The sequence below is a fragment of the Oceanirhabdus seepicola genome (assembly GCF_023684385.1).
GTDB lineage: Bacteria > Bacillota > Clostridia > Clostridiales > Clostridiaceae > Oceanirhabdus > Oceanirhabdus seepicola.
Genome location: NZ_JAGSOJ010000005.1, coordinates 1 through 25,818, shown reverse-complemented (window position 1 = coordinate 25,818; position 25,818 = coordinate 1). Strand labels below are relative to the sequence as shown.

General features: G+C 32.2%; 22 protein-coding genes, 9 tRNA genes and 1 rRNA gene. All 32 read left to right on the top strand.

Annotation, left to right across the window (positions count from 1 at the left end; translation table 11 throughout):
• Positions 1-122: 122 nt before the first annotated feature.
• A complete protein-coding gene (locus tag KDK92_RS20175; RefSeq protein WP_250861204.1) occupies positions 123-398 on the top strand; it encodes an HU family DNA-binding protein in 276 nt (91 codons plus the stop codon).
• A 170-nt stretch (positions 399-568) separates the two neighbouring features.
• Positions 569-829: an RNA-binding S4 domain-containing protein gene (locus KDK92_RS20170; protein ID WP_250861203.1), complete on the top strand. Its 261-nt coding sequence runs from the start codon at positions 569-571 to the stop codon at positions 827-829.
• Positions 830-1,114: 285 nt separating this feature from the next.
• On the top strand, positions 1,115-1,408 hold the full coding sequence (yabP, locus tag KDK92_RS20165) for a sporulation protein YabP (RefSeq protein ID WP_250861202.1): 294 nt from the start codon (positions 1,115-1,117) through the stop codon (positions 1,406-1,408).
• On the top strand, positions 1,408-1,815 hold the full coding sequence (gene yabQ / locus KDK92_RS20160; RefSeq protein ID WP_250861201.1) for a spore cortex biosynthesis protein YabQ: 408 nt from the start codon (positions 1,408-1,410) through the stop codon (positions 1,813-1,815). The genes yabP and yabQ overlap by 1 nt, the downstream gene beginning before the upstream one ends.
• A 167-nt stretch (positions 1,816-1,982) precedes the next feature.
• Entirely contained in the window at positions 1,983-2,255 is a 273-nt protein-coding gene (locus KDK92_RS20155; protein WP_250861200.1) for a septum formation initiator family protein, read from the top strand.
• A gap of 72 nt (positions 2,256-2,327) precedes the next feature.
• On the top strand, positions 2,328-2,723 hold the full coding sequence (locus KDK92_RS20150) for a S1 RNA-binding domain-containing protein (protein ID WP_250861199.1): 396 nt from the start codon (positions 2,328-2,330) through the stop codon (positions 2,721-2,723).
• Positions 2,724-3,078: 355 nt separating this feature from the next.
• Positions 3,079-3,154: transfer RNA gene (locus tag KDK92_RS20145), tRNA-Met, on the top strand.
• A gap of 65 nt (positions 3,155-3,219) precedes the next feature.
• Positions 3,220-3,307 (top strand) — tRNA-Leu (locus tag KDK92_RS20140).
• 5 nt (positions 3,308-3,312) lie between these two features.
• A tRNA-Met gene (locus KDK92_RS20135) sits at positions 3,313-3,388 on the top strand.
• A 3-nt stretch (positions 3,389-3,391) separates the two neighbouring features.
• A tRNA-Met gene (locus KDK92_RS20130) sits at positions 3,392-3,468 on the top strand.
• A gap of 58 nt (positions 3,469-3,526) precedes the next feature.
• A tRNA-Leu gene (locus KDK92_RS20125) sits at positions 3,527-3,614 on the top strand.
• 5 nt (positions 3,615-3,619) lie between these two features.
• Positions 3,620-3,695, top strand: a tRNA-Met gene (locus tag KDK92_RS20120).
• A 57-nt stretch (positions 3,696-3,752) separates the two neighbouring features.
• Positions 3,753-3,840: transfer RNA gene (locus KDK92_RS20115), tRNA-Leu, on the top strand.
• Positions 3,841-3,845: 5 nt separating this feature from the next.
• A tRNA-Met gene (locus KDK92_RS20110) sits at positions 3,846-3,921 on the top strand.
• Between the two features lie 3 nt (positions 3,922-3,924).
• Positions 3,925-4,001, top strand: a tRNA-Met gene (locus tag KDK92_RS20105).
• A 523-nt stretch (positions 4,002-4,524) separates the two neighbouring features.
• Positions 4,525-6,903 (top strand): stage II sporulation protein E, encoded by a 2,379-nt coding sequence (spoIIE, locus tag KDK92_RS20100; RefSeq protein ID WP_250861197.1) that lies wholly within the window; start codon positions 4,525-4,527, stop codon positions 6,901-6,903.
• A gap of 180 nt (positions 6,904-7,083) precedes the next feature.
• A complete protein-coding gene (gene tilS, locus KDK92_RS20095; RefSeq protein ID WP_250861196.1) occupies positions 7,084-8,472 on the top strand; it encodes a tRNA lysidine(34) synthetase TilS in 1,389 nt (462 codons plus the stop codon).
• Positions 8,465-9,001, top strand: a complete 537-nt coding sequence (gene hpt, locus KDK92_RS20090) for a hypoxanthine phosphoribosyltransferase (protein WP_250861195.1) — start codon at positions 8,465-8,467, stop codon at positions 8,999-9,001. The genes tilS and hpt overlap by 8 nt, the downstream gene beginning before the upstream one ends.
• A 109-nt stretch (positions 9,002-9,110) precedes the next feature.
• Entirely contained in the window at positions 9,111-11,102 is a 1,992-nt protein-coding gene (ftsH, locus tag KDK92_RS20085; protein ID WP_250861194.1) for an ATP-dependent zinc metalloprotease FtsH, read from the top strand.
• A 122-nt stretch (positions 11,103-11,224) separates the two neighbouring features.
• Positions 11,225-11,584, top strand: coding sequence for a thioesterase family protein (locus KDK92_RS20080; protein ID WP_420852351.1), 360 nt, complete (start codon positions 11,225-11,227; stop codon positions 11,582-11,584).
• Between the two features lie 18 nt (positions 11,585-11,602).
• On the top strand, positions 11,603-13,267 hold the full coding sequence (locus tag KDK92_RS20075; protein ID WP_250861191.1) for a formate--tetrahydrofolate ligase: 1,665 nt from the start codon (positions 11,603-11,605) through the stop codon (positions 13,265-13,267).
• A gap of 350 nt (positions 13,268-13,617) precedes the next feature.
• Positions 13,618-15,099, top strand: coding sequence for a carboxyl transferase domain-containing protein (locus tag KDK92_RS20070; protein ID WP_250861189.1), 1,482 nt, complete (start codon positions 13,618-13,620; stop codon positions 15,097-15,099).
• 12 nt (positions 15,100-15,111) lie between these two features.
• Positions 15,112-15,426, top strand: a complete 315-nt coding sequence (locus KDK92_RS20065) for an OadG family protein (protein ID WP_250861188.1) — start codon at positions 15,112-15,114, stop codon at positions 15,424-15,426.
• A 28-nt stretch (positions 15,427-15,454) separates the two neighbouring features.
• Entirely contained in the window at positions 15,455-15,835 is a 381-nt protein-coding gene (locus KDK92_RS20060) for a biotin/lipoyl-containing protein (RefSeq protein WP_250861186.1), read from the top strand.
• A 17-nt stretch (positions 15,836-15,852) separates the two neighbouring features.
• Positions 15,853-17,019 carry a sodium ion-translocating decarboxylase subunit beta gene (locus tag KDK92_RS20055; RefSeq protein ID WP_250861185.1) on the top strand — a complete coding sequence of 389 codons (1,167 nt, stop codon included), beginning with the start codon at positions 15,853-15,855 and terminating at the stop codon, positions 17,017-17,019.
• Positions 17,020-17,154: 135 nt separating this feature from the next.
• Entirely contained in the window at positions 17,155-17,934 is a 780-nt protein-coding gene (locus KDK92_RS20050) for a type III pantothenate kinase (protein WP_250861184.1), read from the top strand.
• Between the two features lie 18 nt (positions 17,935-17,952).
• Positions 17,953-18,921, top strand: coding sequence for a tRNA dihydrouridine synthase DusB (gene dusB / locus KDK92_RS20045; RefSeq protein ID WP_250861517.1), 969 nt, complete (start codon positions 17,953-17,955; stop codon positions 18,919-18,921).
• Between the two features lie 188 nt (positions 18,922-19,109).
• Positions 19,110-19,589 carry a transcription elongation factor GreA gene (gene greA / locus KDK92_RS20040; RefSeq protein WP_250861183.1) on the top strand — a complete coding sequence of 160 codons (480 nt, stop codon included), beginning with the start codon at positions 19,110-19,112 and terminating at the stop codon, positions 19,587-19,589.
• An 18-nt stretch (positions 19,590-19,607) separates the two neighbouring features.
• The gene (gene lysS / locus KDK92_RS20035; RefSeq protein ID WP_250861182.1) at positions 19,608-21,116 is read left to right on the top strand and encodes a lysine--tRNA ligase; all 1,509 of its coding nucleotides are present in this window, start codon (positions 19,608-19,610) and stop codon (positions 21,114-21,116) included.
• Between the two features lie 522 nt (positions 21,117-21,638).
• The gene (locus tag KDK92_RS20030; protein ID WP_250861181.1) at positions 21,639-23,027 is read left to right on the top strand and encodes a glycine--tRNA ligase; all 1,389 of its coding nucleotides are present in this window, start codon (positions 21,639-21,641) and stop codon (positions 23,025-23,027) included.
• A gap of 740 nt (positions 23,028-23,767) precedes the next feature.
• Complete coding sequence (murD, locus tag KDK92_RS20025; RefSeq protein WP_250861180.1) at positions 23,768-25,153, top strand: UDP-N-acetylmuramoyl-L-alanine--D-glutamate ligase; 1,386 nt, start codon at positions 23,768-23,770, stop codon at positions 25,151-25,153.
• A 450-nt stretch (positions 25,154-25,603) separates the two neighbouring features.
• Positions 25,604-25,818 (top strand): 16S ribosomal RNA (locus KDK92_RS20020); the annotation flags it as partial.

The following is a 25,818-nucleotide window of genomic DNA, read 5'->3' as shown; positions in this document are numbered from 1 at the left end:
AATTTAAAATTTCACAGAATTAGTCAATAAAAAAAGGAATTTTAAAATTTATGCAGAATAAATGATTTTAGAGTGTACTAGTTTAAATATTGAGTGTGCTTAATTTTAAGGAGGTAGCAAAGGTGAATAAAGCAGAATTAATTACTAAAATGAGTGAAAAATCTAACTTAACAAAGAAAGATGCTGAGGTAGCTTTAAAGGCTATGATGGAGTCTGTAATAGAAACTCTTGAAAACAAAGAGAAAGTACAATTAATAGGTTTTGGTACTTTTGAAACTAGAGAAAGAGCTGAAAGAAAAGGAAGAAATCCAAGAACTAAAGAAGAAATGATTATTCCAGCTTCTGTAGTTCCAGCATTCAAGCCTGGTAAAGAGTTCAAAGAAAGAGTAAACAAGTAATATACATAATAAAAACCTAGATAATTAATTATCTAGGTTTTTATTTTAGTTATTTATTTGAATATGTATTAGGTATATGAAAAAAATAAATTAGGTATATTAGATTTAAGTATTTAATATATCTTCATTAAGATTTATTTAGGGAATACTAATTCAAAGGGGGAGTATATATGAGATTAGATAAGTATCTTAAAGTTTCAAGAATAATTAAGAGAAGAACGAAGGCTAAAGAAATATGTGATAGTGATAGAGTATTTATTAATGGTAGAAAAGCTAAAGCTAGCACAACAGTTAAAGAAAGTGATATCATAGAAATTCAATTTCCTAAAGGAACTTTAAAAGCTAAAATTATGAATATTACTGCACATGTAAGAAAAGAAGAGGCAAAAGAAATGTATGAGATAATATCTGGAGCTGATTCAGAAGAATAAAAATAAATATAATTAAGAATATAGAGTTGAGTGAAAAGTTCATATTAATTTCCAACTCTATATTTTTGATTGTTGAGGAAATTATAGATTTTTAATAATTTAGCAAGCATTAAAAACTTCTCATATTTGTGATTAATATGGAAAAAAGCAAATATATTCAGTGAATTGTGTGTTTCTCTCAAAATTGTGCGATTATAATTTTTTCCTTTATAAAAAATATTCATAATTAGATTGTTATTAAGCATAAGTTATAGAATAAGAGGATTGCAAATTTGGAGGGGAGTTATGGATATTAATAGAGAAGAAAAACAAGAAGAAATGAATTGTAATCTTTTGCTAGAGAGTAGGAAAAAACTACAAATTACTGGAGTTATAGAGGTTATAAGGTTCAATGAAGAGGAAATACTATTAAATACTAAGTTAGGCACTTTATTAATAAAAGGTGAAAACTTAAAAATGAATAAACTAGATGTTCAAGCAGGCGAAGTCTTTATTGTTGGAAGTATCGATTCTTGTGTATATAGTGATAAACATAAGGCGAAATCTAATGAAGGGATCTTAGCTAAGCTATTTAAATAATGATTTTAAGTATATGGTATCAGATCATAATTTTGATAGGAAGCTTGCTTGCTGGAGTAATAATAGGATTACTGTTTGAGTTCTACAAAACAATAATAAAAGATTTGAGAAGAAAAAAAATAATATTATTTTTTTTGGATATTATATTTTGGTGTATTTCTGGAATGATAATATATCTTTGGCTTTTTGTAATTTGTAATGCTATAATGGCTACATATGTTATACTGTTTATATTAATAGGTGTAGGAATATATTATTTTGTATTTGCTCCAGCATTAGAAGGTGCATTAGAGTTTATATATTATAAGATATGCATTTATTTAAGAGGAATTATCAGAATTATGGTGTATCCATTACAATTGTTATTTAAGATATTTTTTGTTAAAAGAAAAAATATAAAAAAATAATTAAATTTATGCTGAAATTATTATTTAAATAGTATAATATTAGAATAGGTATAAACTTACCTAAATTTGATAAAATTAAAACTTGAAAAAATATAGATAAGAATTTAAAATTATATTAGTCAGTTTTTTAAACAAGCTGTATTCTAATTATGGATGGTAATTTAGAGATGAAAAAAATATTCAAGTTAAGAGTTTTATTAATATTAATTTTAATAATAGGTATGGCATATAATTATGTTTCTCAAGAAATGAAATTAAGAAGCCAGAAAGAGGAATTTAAAAAACTTGAAGAAAAATTAAAAGAAGCAGAAAAAGAGTACTTGTATCTAACAAATCAAGATAATCATAAACTTGATGATAAATATGTGACAAAAGAAGCTAGAGAAAAGTTAAGATTTATAAAGCAAGGTGAAATTACTATTATAGATAAGAACCAATGAAAAACAGCTTTGAAAATTAATAGAAGTATTAATTTTTAATATATTTAAAATTTTAAGGAGGATACTTTCTACATGTCATTAGAACTTGGAAAAATCTTTGAAGGTAAAGTTGTAAACATAACAAAATTTGGTGCCTTTGTTGAGGTTGATGGTGAAATAGGATTACTTCATATTTCAGAGATATCAGATGGGTATGTTAAAAGCGTAAATGATCATTTGAAAGAAAATGATAAGGTTAAAGTGAAAGTTATATCGATTAAGGAAGATAAGATAAGCTTCTCAATGAAAGGTATTGCTGAGAAAAAAAGTGCAAAGCCAAAAGAGTTTAATTGGACTAAAAAGCCTGAAAAAGTTACAACTCATAACTTCGAGGATAATCTTTCAAAATTTTTGAAAGAAAGTGATGAAAAGATTAAGTCATTAAAAACTCAAAAAAATAATAGAAGTAATGGATATAGAAGAAGCTAAGTCTCATTCAGAGACTTAGCTTTATTTTTTATTTCTTAGGAAATTGAAATATTTAGTTTCGGCCATAAAGCAGAAACATCCATCGTTCTCACTCTCAATTCACCATTCTCAACTTCATTTAAAAGGTTCTTAGCGCACGCAGTCCGTGATTTTTTAATGGTATATAAAGTTTGAATTTTCAAACTTGAAAAATATGTTGACATGGATATAATCTTAATATATAATAAGACTTGTCGCTGAGACAAAGTAGCTTTTATTCATGTCTAAGTGGCGGAATTTGCAGAGGCATAGGACGTAAAATCATGTGGTGGTTAAATGCCGTATCGGTTTGATTCCAGTCTTTGGCACCTAATGTCGCGGGATGGAGCAGTTGGTAGCTCGTCGGGCTCATAACCCGAAGGTCAGAGGTTCAAGTCCTCTTCCCGCAACCATTTATTTAAATGGGTTGACAAGATGGAGTAGATTAGATATAATAACAAATGTCGCATAGAGACATGCCGAAGTGGCGGAATTGGCAGACGCACAGGACTTAAAATCCTGCGGTGGTTAACACCGTACCGGTTCGATTCCGGTCTTCGGCACCAAGCGGCGCGGGATGGAGCAGTTGGTAGCTCGTCGGGCTCATAACCCGAAGGTCAGAGGTTCAAGTCCTCTTCCCGCAACCATGTGGCGGAATAGCTCAGTTGGCTAGAGCATTCGGTTCATACCCGGAGAGTCGGAGGTTCGAATCCTCTTTCCGCTACCATTTGTTTTAAAGTAATAAAAATAAAAAAGATATATTGGCAAGAGTCGCATAAAGACTTGCCGAAGTGGCGGAATTGGCAGACGCACAGGACTTAAAATCCTGCGGTGGTTAACACCGTACCGGTTCGATTCCGGTCTTCGGCACCAAGCGGCGCGGGATGGAGCAGTTGGTAGCTCGTCGGGCTCATAACCCGAAGGTCAGAGGTTCAAGTCCTCTTCCCGCAACCATTTGTTTCAAACTAATAACAACAAAAAAATATAATGGCAAGAGTCGCATAAAGACTTGCCGAAGTGGCGGAATTGGCAGACGCACAGGACTTAAAATCCTGCGGTGGTTAACACCGTACCGGTTCGATTCCGGTCTTCGGCACCAAGCGGCGCGGGATGGAGCAGTTGGTAGCTCGTCGGGCTCATAACCCGAAGGTCAGAGGTTCAAGTCCTCTTCCCGCAACCATGTGGCGGAATAGCTCAGTTGGCTAGAGCATTCGGTTCATACCCGGAGAGTCGGAGGTTCGAATCCTCTTTCCGCTACCACATTAAAAGAGATACATTTGTATCTCTTTTTTTATTTTAAAAAAAGCAAAGCGCGTGAAACACGCTTTTTTATTTGTAAATTATAAAATAAACATTTCTATGACACAATTCAAGTCTATTTAATTTATTGATATTCTCTAATGAAGAATATCAACAATAATTGTTCTTTGTTCTCTGTTAATTGTTAATTATGGATAAACCTACGAAGTAGTTTATCTATATAAGAGTATTAATCCTTAATAATTCCATTATATAAGTATATTAAAGATGTGAAAAAATATTCATATTATTTTATTTCAAAAAAATGGAAATTAAATGAGTAAATGACATATAATTTTATGTAAATAGTACCCATTATTAATTTTGTTATTTAATTACTATGAGAAAGAAATAAATAAAGTAGTAATTTAAAAGTTTTAATCGTTTGATGTCTTATAAAAGTTAGTGGTTCTTTCCAACTATTGACAATTATTTCCAGTTACTTTTGATATAATTAACTCACCATTGAGAGAGGGTGAGAATTATGCAATATGGATTGAGTCATTTGAAATATAAGAAGATTAGGGGGGAGATAAGGGGGACTTTAGATGGGATTCTAAGTTCTAAATTTTTAATGTTAACAGCTATATTCTTTTCAGCGCTTTTTGTTTCAAGAGTAGAGATACTTAAGGAGATATATCCTTTTGGATTAGCGCTTATGATTTCTATAATGAATAAGTTGGATTCAGAACGGCGTTTTTTTGTAGCAACAGGAGTTTCTGCAGGTTACATATTATCATTTATAAATCTGGAATTATTACCAGGTTATCTAATATCCACATTAACTATTTTTATTTTGTGTTATATAAAGAATAAAGTGAATATCGAAGAGAAAAAAATGAAGATAATAGCATTAATTACAGTGGGAATTATAATTTTTATAAATTTTGCACTGGTAAGGAATGTATATATTGCATTAGTAACTTCCTTGCTTGTTTTTATTTTATGCGGTGCATCCCTTTTTATTTTTGAGAGTGTAATTAATAAATTAACTAGAGATAAGAAAGAATATTCCCTCAGTAATGAAGAGATAATTTCTTTATGCTTATTAGTATCAGTGATAATTGCTGGGACAAGTGGTATAGGAGTGTTCGGGGTATCGTTAACTAATGTACTTGCTATATTATCAATTATTATAATAGGATATTTAGGTGGAGCAGCAAATGGGGCTATATTTGGCGTTGTTTTAGGTATTTTAGTTGGATTAAGTGTTAATAGTCTAGGTGTGTTTGTTGTTGTTTATGCATCAATAGGGATAATTAGCGGTGTGTTTAAAGATATGGGGAAATGTGTGTCTATAATCTCAGTAATTATAGTATATAGTATTCTATTGTTTAATTATAAATCATTTGGTTTTAAAGGAATAGAACTTGTTATTGCGGGAGGAGTTTTTGTGATAATTCCTAATGTGCGTTACTCTATGTTGAGAGAGTATTTTAAGTTTGATAAAGACGCTAATAAGGAAGAGGAGCAAGTAAACTCAAAAATCAAAGGTATATACAAGAAAAAATTAAATGAATTTTCAAGTTTATTAGGAAATATATCGGATATACTAACAGATCTTAATGAAAATGAAAAATTGATTATGAAAGATAAAAGTACAGCAATGGTTCAGAAATTAGCTGATAGAGTGTGTTCAGAGTGTCAATTGAAAAGTAATTGTTGGCGGAGAGAGATGCATTATACGTATTCAGCATTTGTTGAAGTATTAAAAAATGTAGAATTAAATAATCAAGATTTACCGTATCAGTTAAATAAGAAATGTATTAATAGAACTAAGCTTATTGAGAATGCAGAGGATATAGTGGATAGGAATATGATAAGTGAACTCAAAAAATCTACTATAAGCGAAGGTCGACAGGTTTTATCTAACCAAATAAGAAATATGGCGGAATCAGTTGATGAAATAGTAGATGAATTTGATGTTTCAATTAAGATAGATAGTAATTTGGAAGAAAAAATAAGACTTGCAATGCTTGCTAATAATATAAAATTTAAAGATATTACTTGCTTAAAAGACTTAGATGGACGGATATCTATAAAGTTAAAGGGAAAGGCATGTGGTGGAGAACAAAATTGTGTTAAAAATATTTTGCCTGTTATTAACGAATTGAGTGAAAAACGATTCTGTGTTAGTAATGATGGATGTATAATTGATCAAGTAATGAAGAGTTGTGATATTACCTTTGAAGAAATGCCTAAATTTCATGTGTCATCATATTCAATACAGAAATGTAAAGATGGTGAAAAGGAAAATGGGGATAGTTATAGATTTATAAGGAATAAAAAAGATAAATTTATTTCTATTGTTAGTGATGGTATGGGGTCTGGACCGGAAGCTAAAAGAGAAAGTGAAGCCACTGTAAAGTTAATTGAGAAATTCTCAAAGGCTGGTTTGAGTGAAATTGTGGCTATAAATGCTGTGAATTCCGTAATGGCAATGAAATATAAGACTCAAGAAAAGTTTTCAACATTGGATATTGCCTCTTTAGATCTTTATAATGGAAATGTGGAATTCTTCAAGGTTGGATCTAATGAAAGTTTCATTAGGAGGAGTACTGGTGATGTGGAGGTAATTGATTCCAAATCTTTGCCTATAGGTGTGTTAGATAAGATTGATGTTGATGTTAAAAAGAAGAAAATAATGGATGGAGATATCATTGTAATGGTGAGTGATGGAGTATTAGAATATGGGGACAAAAGTAGTGAAAGTCATTGGGTTATGAAATATCTTTATAATTGTAAACTAAATAATCCTAAAGAAATCGCATTGGGGATACTAAATGAAGCCTTAAAAGCAGAAAATTATAAGGTTAAGGATGATATGACAATTTCAGTATTGAAAGTTTATAATATAAATTAACGTAAGCGTGTTCAAATATCTATCGTATCTTTGATTTGTTATTTATTTTCATATGCCTTATTTGCTTATACTACTTGAAATTTTGCACGCAGCTAGCGTGCAATTTTCATTTTTATGTTTTTACTATCATATATTTGTGTATAATATATATAAATCAGGTGTAAAGGTTAGGTAGAATATATGATTAAAAAAGTAGAGAATTATATTAAAGATAATAATATGATGGATATTGGTGATACGATAATTGTGGGTGTTTCAGGGGGTCCTGATTCAATGTGTTTATTGAATATTTTGGTAGCATTAAAAGATAAGTACAAGCTACGAATAATTGTTTCACATATAAATCATGGATTAAGGGGAAAAGAAGCAGATGATGATGAAAAATATGTGGAGAAATATTGTCAGTCTAAGGGAATAATATTTAGAGCTATCAAAGTTAATGCTAATGAAATTGCAAATATAAGAAAAATATCTTCCGAAATGGCAGGACGAGATGTAAGATATGAATTTTTTAATAAACTGAAAGATGAATATAATGGGAATAAAATTGCATTAGCCCATAATGCAAATGATGTTGCTGAAACGATTCTGATGAGAATTGCAAGAGGTACGGGTATTGATGGACTAGAGGGAATAAAGGCTGTTAGGGAAGGTGTCTATATACGTCCCATCTTGTGTTTGAAACGAGAAGAAATTGAGGATTATTGTGATACATATAATTTGAATCCTAGAATAGACAAGACGAATTTAGAAAATATATACAGCAGAAATAAAATTCGTCTAGACATGTTACCATATTTAAAAGAGCATTTTAATGAGGATATCATCAGTACGCTTCTAAGGTTAGCTAAGAATGTTGCTCGAGATAATGATTATTTTAGAAGTGAAGTTCAAAAGCTTTTGAAAGTTTATTGTGAAGTTCAAGAGGAAAATGTGGTTTTAAAGGAAGAATTATTTGGAAGTCATGAAGCGCTTCTGACTAGATGTATAAGGGGCTGTATTGCTATTCTTAAGGGCGATACGAATAATTTAGAGCAGGTGCACATATATGATATTATTAAATTATCTAAAAAGGAATCAGGAAAGAAGATTAATATTCCAGGCGGTTTAGTGGCTATGAATTCTTTCGGAGATATAATAATTTTTAAAAAAGAAACTAAAGTTACAGAAAAACTGAATATGAAACTTGAAATAAATGAAAAAAATATTTTGCCAAATGGAGATGTAGTTGAAATGCTTCTAAAAAATAGGAGTGAAATAAAAAGCTTTAGTAAAAGCAAGTGTACAAAATATTTCGATTATGATAAAATTAAAGGTAATATTTACGTAAGGTATAAAAATGATGGAGATACCATGGTACCGCTTGGTATGAAAGGTAGAAAAAAACTAAAGAAAATATTTAGTGAAAATAAAATTCCCCAACACATGAGAAATACTTTGCCTATTATTACTTTTGATAATGAAATAGCTTGGATAATAGGGTATACTTTAGGTGAGAAATATAAGATTGATAATGAGACAGAAAAAGTTTTAATTATCAAATACAAAGGAGAGAAGAGATATGAATAACGATATTGAAAGAGTATTGATAAGTGAAGAGGATATTGAAAAAAAGGTTATAGAGATAGCGGAAAGTATTTCTGAGGAGTACAAAGGAAAAGAAGTGATTCTTATAGGTATACTTAAAGGGTCTGTAATGTTTATGTCTGATTTAATGAAGAAAATCACAATTCCTTGTAAGATGGATTTTATGGCTGTATCAAGCTATGGAGAAGGATCAGAAAGTAGTGGTGTTGTTAGAATATTGAAGGACTTGGATTTTGAAATTAGAGATAAACATATTATTCTGGTTGAGGATATTATTGATTCTGGAGTAACGTTAACATATCTTTTAAAATATTTAAACGCAAGAAAGCCTGCTAGTCTTGAAATAGCATGTTTACTTAATAAGAAAGACAGAAGAAAAGTTGAGGTAAATGCTAAATATATAGGATATGATGTTGCAGACTATTTTTTAGTTGGATATGGACTTGACTTTGCAGAGAAATATAGAAATCTACCTTATGTAGGGATTTTAAAAGAAGAAGTTTATAAGTAATCTATAATAATTATATAATTATTAATAGATAATTCAAATTTAATACGTTGTAATGAATTTTTTACTGTGATAAAATTTTATAGTAACTATCAAGAGAGGGGGATTCAGATTGAAGAAATTTTCCGGTGCATCGGTTTGGATAATGATGCTTGTGATAATATTAGTAGGAACGCTACTTTTTATTAGGCAAGATGTTCAATCGGAGCCAATACCGTCAGATATATTTGTTAAGTATTGGAAAGCACAACAAGTTGAAAAGATAAAAGTAAAGAGAAATGAATCCGTTGATATTATTGAAGGGTCAATGAAAAAAGACGGAAAAGATGTTAGTTTTACAACAGTAATTGATGCGCATTTATTCACATTACTTATGGATGATTATTACAAAGGTGTGGATGATACGGGTAAGATTCAGATTTCTTATGAAGAACCACCGAAATATTCAGCGCTATTTACTTTGATTCCATACATAATATTGATTGTACTATTTATCGGAATTTGGTTTATGATAATGCAACAATCACAGGGTGGTGGAAATAGAGGAGTAATGAACTTCGGTAAAAGTAAAGCTAGAATGGCTACTCCTGATAAAAAGAAGGTTTCATTTAAAGATGTGGCTGGTGCTGATGAGGAAAAACAAGAGATGGCAGAGATTGTTGACTTCCTCAAAAATCCTAAATCATATGAAGAGATGGGAGCTAGAATACCAAAAGGTGTTCTTCTCGTTGGACCACCAGGAACAGGTAAAACATTATTAGCTAAAGCTGTTGCCGGTGAAGCGGGTGTGCCGTTCTTTACTATATCTGGTTCGGATTTCGTTGAGATGTTTGTGGGTGTAGGTGCTTCAAGAGTAAGAGATTTATTTGATCAAGCAAAGAAAAATTCACCATGTATTATATTTATAGACGAGATAGATGCTGTAGGAAGGCAAAGAGGTGCTGGACTAGGGGGCGGACATGATGAGAGAGAACAAACACTTAATCAATTGCTTGTTGAAATGGATGGATTTTCAGCTCATGAGAACATAATTATTATTGCAGCTACAAATAGAGCTGACATTCTTGATAAAGCCTTATTGAGACCGGGTAGATTTGATAGACAAATACTAGTTAATTACCCGGATGTTAAGGGAAGAGAAGAGATTCTTAAAGTGCATTCTAAAAATAAGAAACTTGGTAGTGATATAGATCTTAAGGTTATTGCTAAGAGTACTCCGGGGTTTACAGGAGCAGATTTAGAGAACCTTATGAATGAAGCTGCGCTTTTAGCTGTTAGAGAAAAGAAACCATTTGTTGTGATGAATAACATGGAAGAAGCAGCTAGAAGGGTTACGGCGGGGCCAGAAAAGAAGAGTAAAGTTATAACAGAAGATGAAAAGAATCTTACAGCATATCATGAGGCTGGTCATGCGGTTGTTAGACACTTGATACCAGGTAGTGATCCAGTTCATGAGATAAGCATAATTCCAAGAGGAATGGCTGGGGGATATACAATGTATCTTCCGGAGAATGATACTTCTTATTATTCAAAGAAGAAGATGCTTGGAGATATGAAATCACTTATTGCGGGTAGAGTTGCAGAAAAACTTATTTTAGGCGATATTAGCACTGGTGCAAAGAATGATATTGATAGAATGAGTTCTTTGGCAAGAAGTATTGTAATGAAGTATGGTATGAGTGAAGCGATTGGTCCTATTTCATTTGGAAGTGGTCAAGGAGAGGTATTCCTTGGTAGAGATCTTGGACATGAGAAGAACTACAGTGAGGAAATAGCTGCTAAACTTGATGCAGAAGTTATTGAATTGTGTAAAGATGCTCAAGTTGAAGCGGAGAAAATGCTTGCTGAAAATATTGATAAACTTCATGCTGTTGCAAAAGCTCTTTTAGAAAAAGAAAAGGTTAATAGAAAACAATTCCTAGCATTGATGGAAGGTGAGTCTATTGATGAGATTGCATTTGAGGATTCAGGAATTTTCGGTGATTATGATGATAAAGATATTGAAGATATAAAAGAATCTAGTTCAGATGAAAATGAAATATTAAGTAATGTGAATGATGATGATTCGGATGAAGGTAATAATGATGGAGAAGTGAATTTCTAAAATAAAGGTCACCTTTTGGTGAGCTTTATTTTTTTCACATGCCTAAACATTTATGATATAATCAAGATAAAATATATAGAGGAAAGAGGGTGTATTTTATGGAATTTAACATTTCAAATGGGATGAAAACCACTCTAGAAATTACGGTTGGTAAGGAGGATACTGCAAGAAGTTACGGTTCCGGTGCAGTAGATGTTTTTGCCACACCTGCCATGATTGCATTAATGGAAAACACAGCTAAGTCAGTTGTGGATGAGTACCTTCAAGAAGATTTTACTACTGTTGGAATTGCTATTAGTACTAATCACATTAAAGCTACACCTATAGGTATGAAAGTTAAGTGTGAAGCTACTGTGGAGAAGGTTGATGGTAAGAAAATTGAATTTAAAGTAATAGCATGGGATGAAGTAGGAAAAATCGGGGAAGGATGTCATACAAGGTACATAATTAACGTTGAGAAGTTCATGTCAAAATTAAAGTAAAATTTGGGGGTATTTATTATGAAAACGGATATTCAAATTGCACAAGAAGCACAAATGGATAAGATTGTTGATGTAGCATCAAGGTTAGGCTTGAATGAAGATGATATTGATCTTTATGGAAAATATAAATGTAAAATATCGCTGGATAAGCTGAACAGTGATAAAGAGAATGGTAAACTTATTCTTGTAACAGCAATAAATCCTACCCCTGCGGGAGAAGGTAAATCTACAGTTACTATAGGATTGAGTCAAGCACTTAATAAGCTAGATAAAAATGCAATAGCGGTTTTAAGGGAACCATCACTTGGACCGGTATTTGGTATCAAAGGTGGAGCTGCTGGTGGTGGATATGCACAGGTTGTTCCTATGGAAGACATTAATCTTCATTTTACAGGAGATATGCATGCAATAACAGCAGCAAACAATTTGCTATCAGCTGCTATAGATAATCATATACATCAAGGAAATAAGCTGAGAATTGATAGTAGAAGAATTGTGTTTAAAAGAGTTATAGATATGAATGATAGAGCACTTAGAAGTTTAGTTGTTGGAATGGGTGGAAAACCTAATGGGTTCTTAAGAGAAGATGGATTTATGATAACTGTTGCATCGGAAGTAATGGCTGTTTTATGTCTTTCAAGTGATTTAATGGACTTAAAGAAGAGAATGGGAGATATACTTGTAGCTTATAATCTTGATGGTCAGCCTGTATATTGTAAGGATATTGAAGTTGAAGGTGCTATGGCTTTATTGATGAAAGATGCTATAAAACCAAATCTTGTTCAGACATTAGAGAATACACCAGCAATTATACATGGAGGACCATTTGCAAATATAGCTCATGGGTGTAATAGTTTGATTGCAACAAAGCTTGGGCTAAAGCTCAGTGATTACGTAGTAACTGAAGCTGGATTTGGAGCAGATTTGGGAGCAGAGAAATTCTTTAATATCAAATGTAGATATGGTAACTTAAAACCAGAAGCAGTTGTTATTGTTGCAACTGTAAGAGCTTTAAAACACCATGGTGGAGTGAAAAAGGATGATCTTGGAACACCTGATGTGGAAGCTTTAAAGAAAGGTATAAAGAATTTAGAAAAGCATATAGAAAATGTTAAGAAGTTCGGTGTGAAACCTGTGGTTGCTATAAATAGATTTGTTAGTGATGCAGAAGAGGAATTATCATTCATCGAAGAGTTTTGTAATGAGCATGGTGTTGAGGTTGCTTTAACAGAAGTTTGGGCAAATGGTGGAGAAGGTGGAGTACAGTTAGCTGAGAAAGTTCTTAATATAATTGATAACAAAGAGAGTGATTTTAAAGTTCTTTATAATGAAAATATCTCATTAAAAGATAAGGTTGAAGTTATTGCTAAAGAGATCTATGGAGCTGACGGAGTTGAGTTTACTAGAAAAGCATTAAATAATATTAAGAGTATTGAAAAGTTTGGGTTGGATAAAGTGCCAGTTTGTATGGCAAAGACACAAAAATCTTTATCTGATAATGATAAATTATTAGGTAGGCCTAGTGGATTCAATATAACTGTTAAGGAAGTTAAGATATCAAACGGAGCTGGATTTGCAGTTGTTTTAACAGGAGATATTATGACGATGCCTGGGTTACCTAAAGTTCCTGCGGCGAACAAGATGGATATATCAGATGATGGAGTTATAGAGGGCTTATTTTAAATAAGGCACATTCGAATAAATAACTAGTCAGTATGCTAGTGTATTTTATTCCTTGACCTTGGGCTTTTTTAACGCCTGAAACTCTGAAGATAGAAAACAGAGTAAAAAACAATATATTGTGAATTTTTCAGCCAAAAGAGCTTTGAGTATTCAAAGCTCTTTTGGCTGTATTACAGGGGTTTAAGGGGGAAATTAAAAGTGTGAGAGAGATAATTTTGACAAATGATGGACTTTCTTTTAAAAAAAAATAATAGTGAATTTATTCTTGCATATTTCGTATACAAATTGACGTTTTTATGTTATCATAACCATGGATGATATTTTACTTTTGTGTGTTAGGAGGAAAAACAATGGACAAAGTAGATAATTTAGCAGAAATTAAGGCCAAAGCATTGGATGACAGAAAAGTGAATTTGCAGCATAACTTGAATAAAGGAACTGCAAAAGAGAGAATTCTAAGCATTCTGGATGAAGGTAGCTTTATAGAAATAGGTGCCATGTACGAAAAAAATGGTGGTGGAATCATTGCAGGACATGGAACTATAAACGGAAGATTAGCATTCATTTGTAGCCATGATTATACTGTTAACGGTGGAGCAATAAACAAAAGAAATGGAGAGAAAATTTGTAGAATTATGGATATGGCTGTTGAAATGGGAGCACCATTAATACAGATGTATGATTCTATTGGAGCTAATATTTCTGAGGGATTAGATGTTATTGAAACTTACGGAAAGATTTTAAAAAGAAACGCTAAATTGTCAGGAGTAATACCTCATATAGCTGTGATTGCTGGTCCTGTAAAAGGATTAGATTCATTGAGTGCAGGTATGAGTGACTTTGTTTTTGTTGTAGAAGAAAACGCTGATATGTCATTAAATTCTGAGAAGAAGATGACAGAAAGAGAAGGAAGATATATTACAAAAGAGGAATTATCTTCAGTTGATATGTGTTTAAACAGTGGAACAGCACAAATAAGAGTTACTAATGAAACTGAATTGAGTGAAAAAGTGAGAAAATTAGTTACATATATGCCATCAAACAATAAGGGTATAGTACCACAAGATGATGAGTGTTATGATTTAAATGATATAAATCCTTCATTGAACGATATGGTAAATGGTGGGGAAATAAAAGTAGAAGACATAATGAATCATATTGTTGATAATGATTCATTAATAGAAATAAATAAGAACTTTGAGAGTAATACTATTACTGCATTAAGTAAAATTAATGGTCTTACTATTGGATTAATAGGGATTAAAGGTAATGAAGATGAGAATATTAACATCAACACATGTGAGAAAATAAGTAGATTCGTAAAAATTTGCGATAATTTCAGTATCCCGATGGTTAATATTGTTAATAGTAAAGGGTTTGTTGTGAACCTATCTGAAGAAAAACAAGGGTTATCCCTTATGGGAAGTAAGCTCATGTCAGCAATAGGTATGAGTGATGTTGGTAAGGTATCGTTAATAGTAGGTGATGCTATAGGTGCTTCTTATCTAGCTTTTGCAAGCAAAGAATTTGCTTATGATTTTGTTTATGCATGGCCAAGCGCTAGGATTTCAGCAGGGAATCCTATAGAGACTATCAAGAGAGATTTCGCAGATGTTATAACAAATAGTGAAATGCCTAGGAAAGAAGAAGAAAAGATAATCAATGATAAATTGAATGAATACCTTGATCCATATAAAGCTGCATATGCAGGGTTTGTGGATGATGTTATTGTACCAGGGGAAACAAAAGCTAGATTGTTTGCTGTCTTGGATATGTTACAAACTAAGATGGTGTTAAAATACCCTAAGAAGCATGGTAGTCATCTAATATAGGGAGGAAACATAATGAGTAGTATAAATTGGATTAGTGAGATTTTATTCTCAATATCTTCTATGGCGATTGTTTTCGGAGTATTACTTATTCTTATGTGTTTTATTAATCTAATGAGCATGGTTTTTAAAGAAAAGAAGAAGGTTGTAGTTGAGGAAAAGATTGAGGAATATATAGATGAGACTGCTGTGGAAGAACAAGAGGGCGATGACTGCGAGGTAGTGGCGGCTATAATGGCAGCATTAAGTGCAAGTTTAGATGTTCCCACAGAAAAGCTAATGATCAGAAGTATTAAAAGATTAGATAGATCTTCTAATTGGAGAAACTAGATAAGGATTAATATGAGGAGGATTCAAAATGAAAAAGTATGTTGTAACTGTTAATGGTAATAGATATGAGGTTGAAGTTGATGAAGTTAAAGGGGAATTTCCAACAAGTACTCAAGTAGCAGCTCCTGTTGAAAAGCAGGTTTCAGCAAAAACTATATCTACTCCAAAAGCAGCGCCAAAGGCTGCAGCAAAAGCAGGGGAAAAAATAGAGGCTCCTATGCCAGGAACTATCTTAAAGGTAAATGTTAAAGAAGGAGATAGTTTTAAAGAAGGAGATGTGTTATTCATTCTTGAGGCAATGAAGATGGAAAATGAAATAAAAGCACAAAAAGATGGAAAAGTTGTTCAAATGATAACTTCACCAAGCTCTCAAGTTAACACTGGAGATGCATTAGCCGTTATTGAATAACGAAAGAGGGTGAAATAATGAATATTTTAGAAATAATAAATAAAATTATTGAAAAATCGGGATTTGTTCAACTGAGTATTGGTTCAGTTTTAATGATTTGTGTTGCATTTATATTAATATATTTAGCTATTAAAAAGGGATTCGAACCAATGTTGCTTATACCTATAGCATTTGGTATGATTCTAGTAAATATACCTGGTACAGGAATTGTTGAGGAAGGTGGATTACTATATTATTTAGGATTAGGAGTGAAAAAAGGAATATATCCTCCGTTGATCTTTTTGGGTATAGGAGTTATGACTGACTTTGGTCCGTTACTAGCAAATCCTTCAAGTGTATTATTGGGAGCGGCTGCTCAGTTTGGTGTGTTCTTTGCCTTCTTAGGAGCTCTTGCATTAGGACCTCTTACTGATATGCTTCCTGAATGGTTAGATGTATTAAAGTTCTCATTTACAGCTAAAGAGGCAGCTGCTATTGGGATAATAGGAGGGGCGGATGGTCCTACAGCTATTTTCTTGACTAATAAATTAGCTCCACATCTTCTAGGACCAATTGCTGTTGCAGCATACTCATATATGGCGTTAATACCTATGATTCAACCGCCTATAATGAGAGCTCTTACAACAAAAAAAGAGAGAACAATAAGAATGGGTAGTTTAAGAAAAGTTACTCAAAAAGAAAAAATTATATTTCCTATAGCGGTAACAGTTATAGTGGTTTTACTTCTTCCTGATGTTGCAGCATTACTCGGAATGCTTATGCTAGGGAATCTCTTTAGGGAATGTGGTGTTGTTGGAAGACTTGCTGATACAGCACAAAATGCACTTATTAATATAGTAACAATTTTCTTAGGGATTTGTGTAGGTACAAAAGCAGAAGCAGGTGTGTTTTTGAATCCTAAGACTATTGGTATAGTTATATTAGGATTATTAGCCTTCACAATAAGTACTATTTCAGGAGTATTAATTGGAAAGCTAATGTGTAAATTGACAAAAGGAAAGATAAATCCTCTTATTGGGGCTGCTGGAGTATCGGCTGTACCGATGGCTGCTAGGGTTGCACAAAAGGTTGGACAAGAGGATGATCCAGGTAATTTCTTGCTTATGAATGCTATGGGACCTAATGTTTCAGGGGTAATAGGTTCGGCTGTTGCAGCTGGTATTTTACTAGCGTTATTTGGATAATTAAAATATATTGTTAAGATGTCTCGTACACTGCTTGACAATTATAGTAAACTTGTTAAAATAATATAGTGGTAATAAGAAATTAAAGCAGCTTTTAAGCTGCTTTTTATATATTTATACGAGGCGGTGTAGGTTATGGTATTATTGATTGATGTTGGGAATTCAAATATGGTCATAGGGGTTTTAAAAGAAGGTAAAAATATTGCTGAGTGGAGATTATCTACAGATACTAAAAAAACTTCAGATGAATATGGAGTGCATCTTCTTCAGCTTTTTTCATATAATAACCTTAGTACCGAAGAGGTTGAGGGAGTGATTATATCATCTGTAGTTCCTTATTTAATGCATACTTTAGAAAATGTTATCAGAAAATATTTTAAAGTTAAACCATTAATTGTTGGACCAGGGATAAAAACTGGTATAAATGTAAAGTATGATAATCCTAAAGAGTTAGGTGCAGATAGAATTGTTAATGCAGTTGCTGCACATGAATTATACAAGAAACCTGTGATTGTAATTGATTTTGGAACAGCTACAACCTTTTGTGCTATAACAGCAAGTGGAGATTATCTTGGGGGCGCAATATGTCCGGGTATAAAGATATCTGCAAGAGCGTTATTTGAGCAAACTGCAAAGTTACCGGATATACGTATAGAGAAACAAGAAAAGGTTATATGTAAAAATACTGTATCAAATATACAATCAGGAATATATTTTGGGTACGTTGGTCAAGTTGAATATATAGTTAATAAAATGAAAGAAGAAATGAAGAAGTATGATAATGAGGAAGCGTATGTTGTTGCTACTGGTGGTTTAGCAAGATTAATAACAAATGATTCTGAGGTTATAGATGAATTACATCCATTCTTGACTCTTGAAGGGTTAAAAATTATTTACGAAAAGAATAAAGAGTAGGTGAAAAGATAAAGAATGATTAAGATAGGAAGTTTTGAAGTTGAAAATGAGGTTTTGTTGGCTCCTATGGCTGGGGTAACTGATATAGCTTATAGAGAGATATGTGTAGAGTGCGGATGTGGGTTAACATACACGGAAATGGTAAGCTCAAAGGGATTGCATTATAATAGTGAAAATACTGAGAAATTGATGATGATTAGTAAGAAGGAATCTCCTGCTGCTATTCAAATTTTCGGAAGAGATCCTGTTTTTATGGCAGAGGCATGTGAGAAACATATAAATGATAATGATGATTTTGCTATTGTTGATATAAATATGGGATGTCCTGTTAAAAAGGTAGTTAAAAATGGTGAAGGTTCAGCCCTTATGAAGGAGCCTAAAGTTGCAGCAGAAATTGTGAGAAGAATGAAAGCTGTATCTGCAAAGCCTGTTACTGCAAAATTTAGATTAGGATTTGATTCGGAAAATATTAACTGTGTTGAATTTGCTAAGGTGCTAGAAGATGCAGGTGTTGATGCTGTGGCAGTTCATGGAAGAACTAGAGAGCAAATGTACGAAGGAAAAGCAAATTGGGATTATATTGGTGATGTGAAGAAAGCGGTTAGTATACCTGTTATTGCTAATGGAGATGTATTTACAGTTGAGGATGCTATGAAGATTAAAGAGGTTACTAACTGTGATGGTATTATGTTAGCTAGAGGAATAAAGGGAAATCCTTGGTTATTTAAGCAGATAAATGACTATTTAAAAGAGAAACCAATCACAAAACCCAATCAATTCGAAATAATTGAAATGATAATGAAGCACTATAAATTAGCTGTTAAGTATTTAGGAGAAGATAAGGCAATCAGAGACATGAGAAAACATACTATGTGGTATATAAAAGGACTGCATGGATGTACAGATGTTAAAGAAAAAATAAATAAAACATGTTCTTTTGATGAAGTTATGAATATATTATTTGATTATAGGAAAAAATTTGAATAATTATTGACATTAAAATTAGTGTGTTTTATAATTATCAAAATAAGCAATTATATATTAAGAAATTAATATGAACCATTAAATAGAATTAAATATGTTAAAATAAATCAATATATAGTATTAAACTTATAATGAATTGTATAGAATTATAGTACTAATAAATAAATCTGGAATGAGAAGGGGAGAAAGAAATGAATCAGCACAAAAAATATTATATGACTCCTGAGGGAGTTAAAAAGCTTGAAGATGAAGTAGAATATTATAAAACCGTTAAGAGAAAAGAAGTTACTGAAAAAATTAAAATAGCATTATCTTTCGGTGATTTAAGTGAAAATGCAGAATATGATGAAGCTAAGAATGATCAAGCGTTTGTTGAGGGGAAAATAGCTCAATTAGAGGCTATGTTAAGAAATGCTGTTATTATAGATGAATCTCAAATTGATAATGAAACTGTAAATATGGGATGTAAAGTTAAGGTTAAAGATTATGATTTTGATGAAGAAGTAATATTTAAAATTGTTGGTTCTACTGAAGCTGATCCAATGGAATATAAAATATCTAATGAATCTCCAGTAGGTGAAGCGTTGATGGGTAAAAGAGTTGGAGAGACAATTGAAGTACCTATACCGGATGGAATAAGTAAATACGAGATACTTGAAATCACAAGATAATGATTAGGAGGAAGAAATATGTCAGATGAAAGACAGGTAGCAATAGAAAATGAATTAAACTTAAATGAACAAATGATGCAAAGAGTTGAAAAGCTTAAAACCTTGCAAGAAGAAGGAAGAGATCCTTTCGATGTATACAAAGTTAATGTTGAATTTGATTCTAAGCAAATTAAAGATAACTTTGAAGAGATTGAAGGTAAAGAAGTAACATTAGCAGGAAGACTTATGTCTAAGAGAGGGCAAGGAAAAGTAGTTTTTGCTGACATACTTGATAAATCTGACAGAATTCAATTGTTTGTTAAAATAGATAACGTAGGTGAAGATAAGCTTAAAGATTTCAAAGGATTTAACATAGGTGATTTTATTTGGGCAAAAGGTGAAGTGTTCAAAACTAAAATGGGTGAAGTATCTATTAAAGTAAGAGAGTTTGAACTTATATCGAAATCTATCAGACCATTACCTGAGAAATTCCACGGATTAAAAGACCCTGATTTAAGATATAGACATAGAGAAGTGGATATGATTATGAACACTAAGGTAAGAGAAACAATAGCTAAGAGATCAGCTGTTATAACTGGTATTAGAGATTTCCTTAACAATAGAGGATATATGGAAGTTGAGACTCCGTCATTATCTCCAATAGCTGGTGGAGCTGCAGCTAGACCGTTTATAACTCATCATAATTCTTTAGATATCGATATGTATTTAAGAATAGCTACTGAGTTATACTTAAAGAGATGTATAGTTTCGGGATTTGATAAGGTTTACGAAATTGGAAAGAATTTTAGAAATGAAGGAATTGACCAAAGTCATAATCCAGAATTTACTGCTATTGAACTTTATGAAGCTTTTGCAGATTATAATGATATGATGGATATCACAGAAAATATGGTTGCAGAAGTTTGTAAAAAAATTAATGGTACAACGAAAGTAACTTACGATGGAAATGAAATAGAGTTTGCTCCGCCTTGGAAAAGAATAACAATGGCTGATGCTGTAAAAGAAAGTTGTGGAGTAGACTTTATGGCAATGAATAGTCATGAAGAAGCTAGAGCAGCGGCTAAAGAACGTAATGTTGAAATGAAAAAAGACTTGAACTTATGTACAAAAGGTGAGATATTAAATGCTTTCTTCGAAGAATTTGCTGAGGAAAGATTAATTCAACCTACATTTATTACAGATTACCCAGTTGAAATATCTCCATTGACTAAGAAGAAAAGAGGAAATGAAGAGTTAACTGAAAGATTTGAAGGATTCGTGTGTGGTAAAGAATTATGTAATGCTTATTCAGAGCTAAATGATCCAATAGTTCAAAGACAGAGATTTGAGCAACAGAATAAAGAGAGAGAGCTTGGAGATGATGAAGCTTACATGTTAGATGAAGACTTCATGTATGCTTTAGAAGTTGGAATGCCTCCAACTGGTGGTCTTGGAATTGGTATTGATAGACTTGTTATGTTCTTAACTGACAGTCAGTCAATAAGAGACGTTATAATATTCCCAACAATGAAACCAGCTAATAAATAATAATGATACTAATGAGGAATTGAGAAAAATCTCAATTCCTCATAAAAAAAGTTGATTACTTATATGGTTTTTGGTAGAATATAATAAATTGAATATGGCACTTTGATAAAGAGGAGTAGTATTGGACGTTATTGTAGAGAGACTGTGGGTGGTGTAAACAGTTATAACTAAAATATGAATGGCGCTTTTGAGTGAGATAATAAAGATGGGCTTATGCCAAAAAGGGTGGAACCGCGGTTTGAAATCGTCCCTTTGAGGTATGGGGCTTTTTTGTTTTTATTTAAGCATATTCAAACAAATAACTAGTCAGTATGCTAGTCTATTTTGTGGCATACTTCATCCTTGGAACCCACTGATAGAGTAACTATCAGCGGAACCCAACTCTTTGCATGCCGCAAAATATCCGTCGCATCTTTGACTTGTTATTTATTTTCATATGCCTTAGTTATTTCGTAAAGAATAAATATATATAATTCAATGGAGGAGGTGAAAACCGTTATATTTATATATAACGGGTGTGAAATGGCAGTAGAAAAAACAATGGATAAGATAGTTGCTTTATGTAAAAACAGAGGATTTGTCTTCCCTGGGTCAGATATATATGGAGGATTAGCTAACTCGTGGGATTATGGCCCATTAGGAGTAGAATTTAAGAATAATGTAAAAAAAGCTTGGTGGAAGAAATTCGTTCAAGAAAGTCCTTATAATGTTGGGTTAGATTGTGCAATTCTTATGAATCCACAAGTGTGGCATGCATCAGGACACTTAGGTGGATTTTCAGATCCATTAATGGATTGCAAAGAGTGTAAAACTAGATACAGAGCAGATAAATTAGTAGAGGATTATATGACTGAACAAGGTGCAGAGGTTGCAGTCGCTGATGGCTGGAGCGATGAGGAGTATAAAAGTTATATTGAGGAACATGGAATAGTATGTCCTAAATGTGGAAAATTGAATTTCACTGACATAAGAAAGTTTAACCTTATGTTTAAAACATTCCAAGGTATAACTGAAGATTCACAAAATGAAATATATTTAAGACCAGAAACTGCACAAGGGATATTCGTAAACTTTAAAGCAGTGCAAAGAACTACTAGAAAGAAAGTTCCATTTGGTATTGCTCAAATAGGTAAATCATTTAGAAATGAGATTACTCCTGGTAACTTCATATTTAGAATAAGAGAATTTGAACAGATGGAATTAGAATTCTTCTGTAAACTAGGTGAGGATTTAGAATGGTTTGGTTACTGGAAGAACTATTGTATTAACTTCTTGAAAAATTTAGGTATGAAAGATGATAACTTAAGATATAGAGATCATGGAGAAGAAGAATTATCATTCTATAGTAATGCAACAACAGATATTGAGTACTTATTCCCATTTGGATGGGGAGAACTTTGGGGTATTGCTGATAGAACAGATTATGACCTTAAAAAACATGCTGAGCATTCAGGAACTGATATGTCATATCTTGATCCAACAACTAATGAGAAATATGTACCATACTGTATAGAACCATCATTAGGAGCTGATAGAGTTGCTTTAGCATTCTTAGTTGATGCTTATGATGAGGAAGAACTTGAAAAAGATACAAGAACAGTAATGAGATTCCACCCAGCATTAGCACCATTTAAAGCTGCAGTATTACCTTTATCAAAGAAACTTTCAGAAAAAGCTGAAGAAGTGTATGCAGTGTTAAGTAAGAAGTTCAACATTGACTTTGATGTCACTGGAAGTATTGGTAAGAGATATAGAAGACAAGATGAAATTGGAACACCTTACTGTATTACTGTAGACTTCGATACTCTTGAAGATAACGCTGTTACTATAAGAGATAGAGATACAATGGAACAAACAAGATTGAGTATAGATGAATTAGTTAAGTTTATTGAAGAGAAAATTGAATTTTAATAAGTAAAACAAGAACGCCGCTGAAATCAGTGTCAGAGTTTGTTGACAAAGTTACAATATATTGTTTTCACTCTGTTTTCTGTCTTAAGAATTTCAGGCGTTGAAAAAGCCCAAGGTCAAGGAACAAGAGGAGCGAGCAGCGGAGTGTACAAATAGTACTCGAGCAGCACAGCGAGTCTTAGTGACGATGAGATTGGGCTTTTTCAACAGCCTGAGCCACTGAAATCAGTGGCTTTTTTTATGTTATAGAAATTAATGAATGTGTTTTCTTAATGCAATATTTTATCCCAGATAAAATATTGTGAACTGATTTTGTTCTAAAGAACAAAAAAAGCCACTACGCATAGTGACTTTTTAGTGTGTTGTAAAAATAAAACCGGAAACTAGTCCGGTCAATTAAGGGGTTAATCATGGGGATATTTAATATGACATAATGGGGATATGTCAGTGATTAACCTATTTGGGGAATTAATTATATCTTTTTTACGGCACGAATAGAAGTATACCACCAAAGGGGTGCTAAATCAATACTGAAAATAAAAGTCTTTATTTTCAGTATTTTAAAATAATTCAACTTGAGTTACGGTAATCTCATTATTAATTTTAGAATAAAAAACGTTTGGGAAAATCGAATTATAACATATTATAATTTTTACAGAAACTTTATTAGATGTTATAATTTAATATAATGAATGAAAATCAATTCTTCGTTATTAACTTTAAATTAGGGTGGTAGTAATATGACTATGAATTTTAAAGAATTTAAAGAAAATATTAATGGGAAAAAAATTGCTGTTGTAGGTATAGGAGTAAGTAATATACCATTAATAAAAAAACTTGCAGAATATGGTTGTAAGATAACTGCGTTTGACAAAAAGAAATATGATGATATTCCAGTGGAATTATTACAAGAGTTTGATAAACTTGGAGTCAAATTATGTTTAGGAGATGATTATCTAGAAGGATTAATAGGATTTGATATTGTTTATAGAACACCTTCAATGATGCCAGATAATCAGTATTTAGTTAGATGTAGAGAAGAAGGGGCAATAATAACTTCGGAAATGGAGGAGTTTGTTAAATACTGTCCTGCCAAGATATTTGCGGTAACAGGGAGTGATGGTAAAACAACAACTACTTCTATAATATATGAAATCTTTAAAGAAGAAGGTTATAGAACTTGGGTAGGTGGAAACATAGGAACACCTTTATTTGATAAGCTTGATGAGATGGAAAAGGATCATAAAGTTGTGTTAGAATTATCAAGTTTTCAATTAATAAGCATGAAACAAGCTGTAGATGTAGCAGTAATAACAAATCTTAGTCCAAATCATTTAGATATTCACAAGGATATGGATGAATACATTGATGCGAAAAAAAATATATTCTTATATCAAAGAAATAGCGATTTATTAGTTGTAAATAGGGAAAATGATATTACTAACTCGTTTGAAAAAGAAGCCAAAGGTGCAGTATCAAAGTTTTCATTAAATAGAGAACTTAAGAATGGTGCATATTATAAGGATGGTAAGTTGTATTTATATGGACAATTTGTTTGTGACAAAGAAGATATTAAATTAATAGGAATGCATAATGTAGATAATATCCTTGCTGCGTTTTGTGCAACAAGAGGTGAAGTATCTATAGAAACTTTGAAGAAAATAGCTAGTTCGTTTACTGGTGTTGAGCATAGATGTGAATTTATACGTGATGTTAATGGGGTTAAATACTATAATGATTCTATAGCCTCAAGTCCAACTAGGACAATAGCTGGACTAAAAGGTTTTAATAGACCTATTATCTTAATAGCTGGAGGATATGATAAAAATATCCCTTTTGATACTTTAGCAAAAGAAGGATTTGAATATATAAAAGAACTTATATTGGTAGGGTTAACAAAGGATAAAATAAGAGTTGAATTTGAAAAAGAAATGGCTGTTAGAGGAAAAAATATTCCTATATATGAAGTAAAGACTTTTGAAGACACTGTTGAAATGGCTAAGAAAATAGCTGAAGAGGGGGATGTGGTATATTTGTCTCCGGCATGCGCTAGTTTTGATATGTTTCCTAACTTTGTTTTGAGGGGGAGAAGATTCAAAGAATTAGTTAATAATATAAACGAATAATTTAGTTATATAATATAAGAAGTGGCTTAAAGAAAGCTGCTTCTTTTGTATATAGACAATTATATATGAATCAGTTAAAAAACACTTTTCCTAGTGTATCATTACAAGAAAAACAAAGTAATTTACAGATATACTTAATATTTAAGTGATAATCGTGAAAAATAGATATTTTTATCTAATTATAAGGATAAATAAAGTGATAAGATATTACTTGTCGCTGCAACAGAGCGATGATGAATCACAAAAAAACACTTCAAAAAAAGTGTTGACATGAAAAATGTCTAGTGATACAATAAGGAAGTCGCTTCAAGGCGATGGATGTTCATTGAAAATTAAACAGAGTAAAGGAAATTTGTATTATTTGTATAATGCAAGCCTTAAATTCCATGAGATATAAAAGAAACACACAGGTAATAAGCAAGCAAGTACTAGCTTGGGAAAAAAACTTTTCAAACTGAGAGTTTGATCCTGGCTCAGGACGAACGCTGGCGGCGTGCCTAACACATGCAAGTCGAGCGATGAAGCTTCCTTCGGGAAGCGGATTAGCGGCGGACGGGTGAGTAACACGTGAGCAACCTGCCTCAAAGAGGGGGATAGCCTCCCGAAAGGGAGATTAATACCGCATAATATCAGAGTTTCGCATGATTTTCTGATTAAAGGAGTAA

What these genes read in the sequence shown, in the direction of transcription:
- lysS (WP_250861182.1), top strand. Translation starts at nt 19,608, where the DNA reads ATGTCAGATGAAAGACAGGTAGCAATAGAAAATGAATTAAACTTAAAT.
- KDK92_RS20065 (WP_250861188.1), top strand. Translation starts at nt 15,112, where the DNA reads ATGAGTAGTATAAATTGGATTAGTGAGATTTTATTCTCAATATCTTCT.
- KDK92_RS20170 (WP_250861203.1), top strand. Translation starts at nt 569, where the DNA reads ATGAGATTAGATAAGTATCTTAAAGTTTCAAGAATAATTAAGAGAAGA.
- KDK92_RS20060 (WP_250861186.1), top strand. Translation starts at nt 15,455, where the DNA reads ATGAAAAAGTATGTTGTAACTGTTAATGGTAATAGATATGAGGTTGAA.
- KDK92_RS20150 (WP_250861199.1), top strand. Translation starts at nt 2,328, where the DNA reads ATGTCATTAGAACTTGGAAAAATCTTTGAAGGTAAAGTTGTAAACATA.
- greA (WP_250861183.1), top strand. Translation starts at nt 19,110, where the DNA reads ATGAATCAGCACAAAAAATATTATATGACTCCTGAGGGAGTTAAAAAG.
- hpt (WP_250861195.1), top strand. Translation starts at nt 8,465, where the DNA reads ATGAATAACGATATTGAAAGAGTATTGATAAGTGAAGAGGATATTGAA.
- KDK92_RS20155 (WP_250861200.1), top strand. Translation starts at nt 1,983, where the DNA reads ATGAAAAAAATATTCAAGTTAAGAGTTTTATTAATATTAATTTTAATA.
- KDK92_RS20050 (WP_250861184.1), top strand. Translation starts at nt 17,155, where the DNA reads ATGGTATTATTGATTGATGTTGGGAATTCAAATATGGTCATAGGGGTT.
- KDK92_RS20080 (WP_420852351.1), top strand. Translation starts at nt 11,225, where the DNA reads ATGAAAACCACTCTAGAAATTACGGTTGGTAAGGAGGATACTGCAAGA.
- KDK92_RS20070 (WP_250861189.1), top strand. Translation starts at nt 13,618, where the DNA reads ATGGACAAAGTAGATAATTTAGCAGAAATTAAGGCCAAAGCATTGGAT.
- KDK92_RS20075 (WP_250861191.1), top strand. Translation starts at nt 11,603, where the DNA reads ATGAAAACGGATATTCAAATTGCACAAGAAGCACAAATGGATAAGATT.
- KDK92_RS20030 (WP_250861181.1), top strand. Translation starts at nt 21,639, where the DNA reads ATGGCAGTAGAAAAAACAATGGATAAGATAGTTGCTTTATGTAAAAAC.
- murD (WP_250861180.1), top strand. Translation starts at nt 23,768, where the DNA reads ATGACTATGAATTTTAAAGAATTTAAAGAAAATATTAATGGGAAAAAA.
- yabP (WP_250861202.1), top strand. Translation starts at nt 1,115, where the DNA reads ATGGATATTAATAGAGAAGAAAAACAAGAAGAAATGAATTGTAATCTT.
- yabQ (WP_250861201.1), top strand. Translation starts at nt 1,408, where the DNA reads ATGATTTTAAGTATATGGTATCAGATCATAATTTTGATAGGAAGCTTG.
- KDK92_RS20055 (WP_250861185.1), top strand. Translation starts at nt 15,853, where the DNA reads ATGAATATTTTAGAAATAATAAATAAAATTATTGAAAAATCGGGATTT.
- tilS (WP_250861196.1), top strand. Translation starts at nt 7,084, where the DNA reads ATGATTAAAAAAGTAGAGAATTATATTAAAGATAATAATATGATGGAT.
- spoIIE (WP_250861197.1), top strand. Translation starts at nt 4,525, where the DNA reads ATGCAATATGGATTGAGTCATTTGAAATATAAGAAGATTAGGGGGGAG.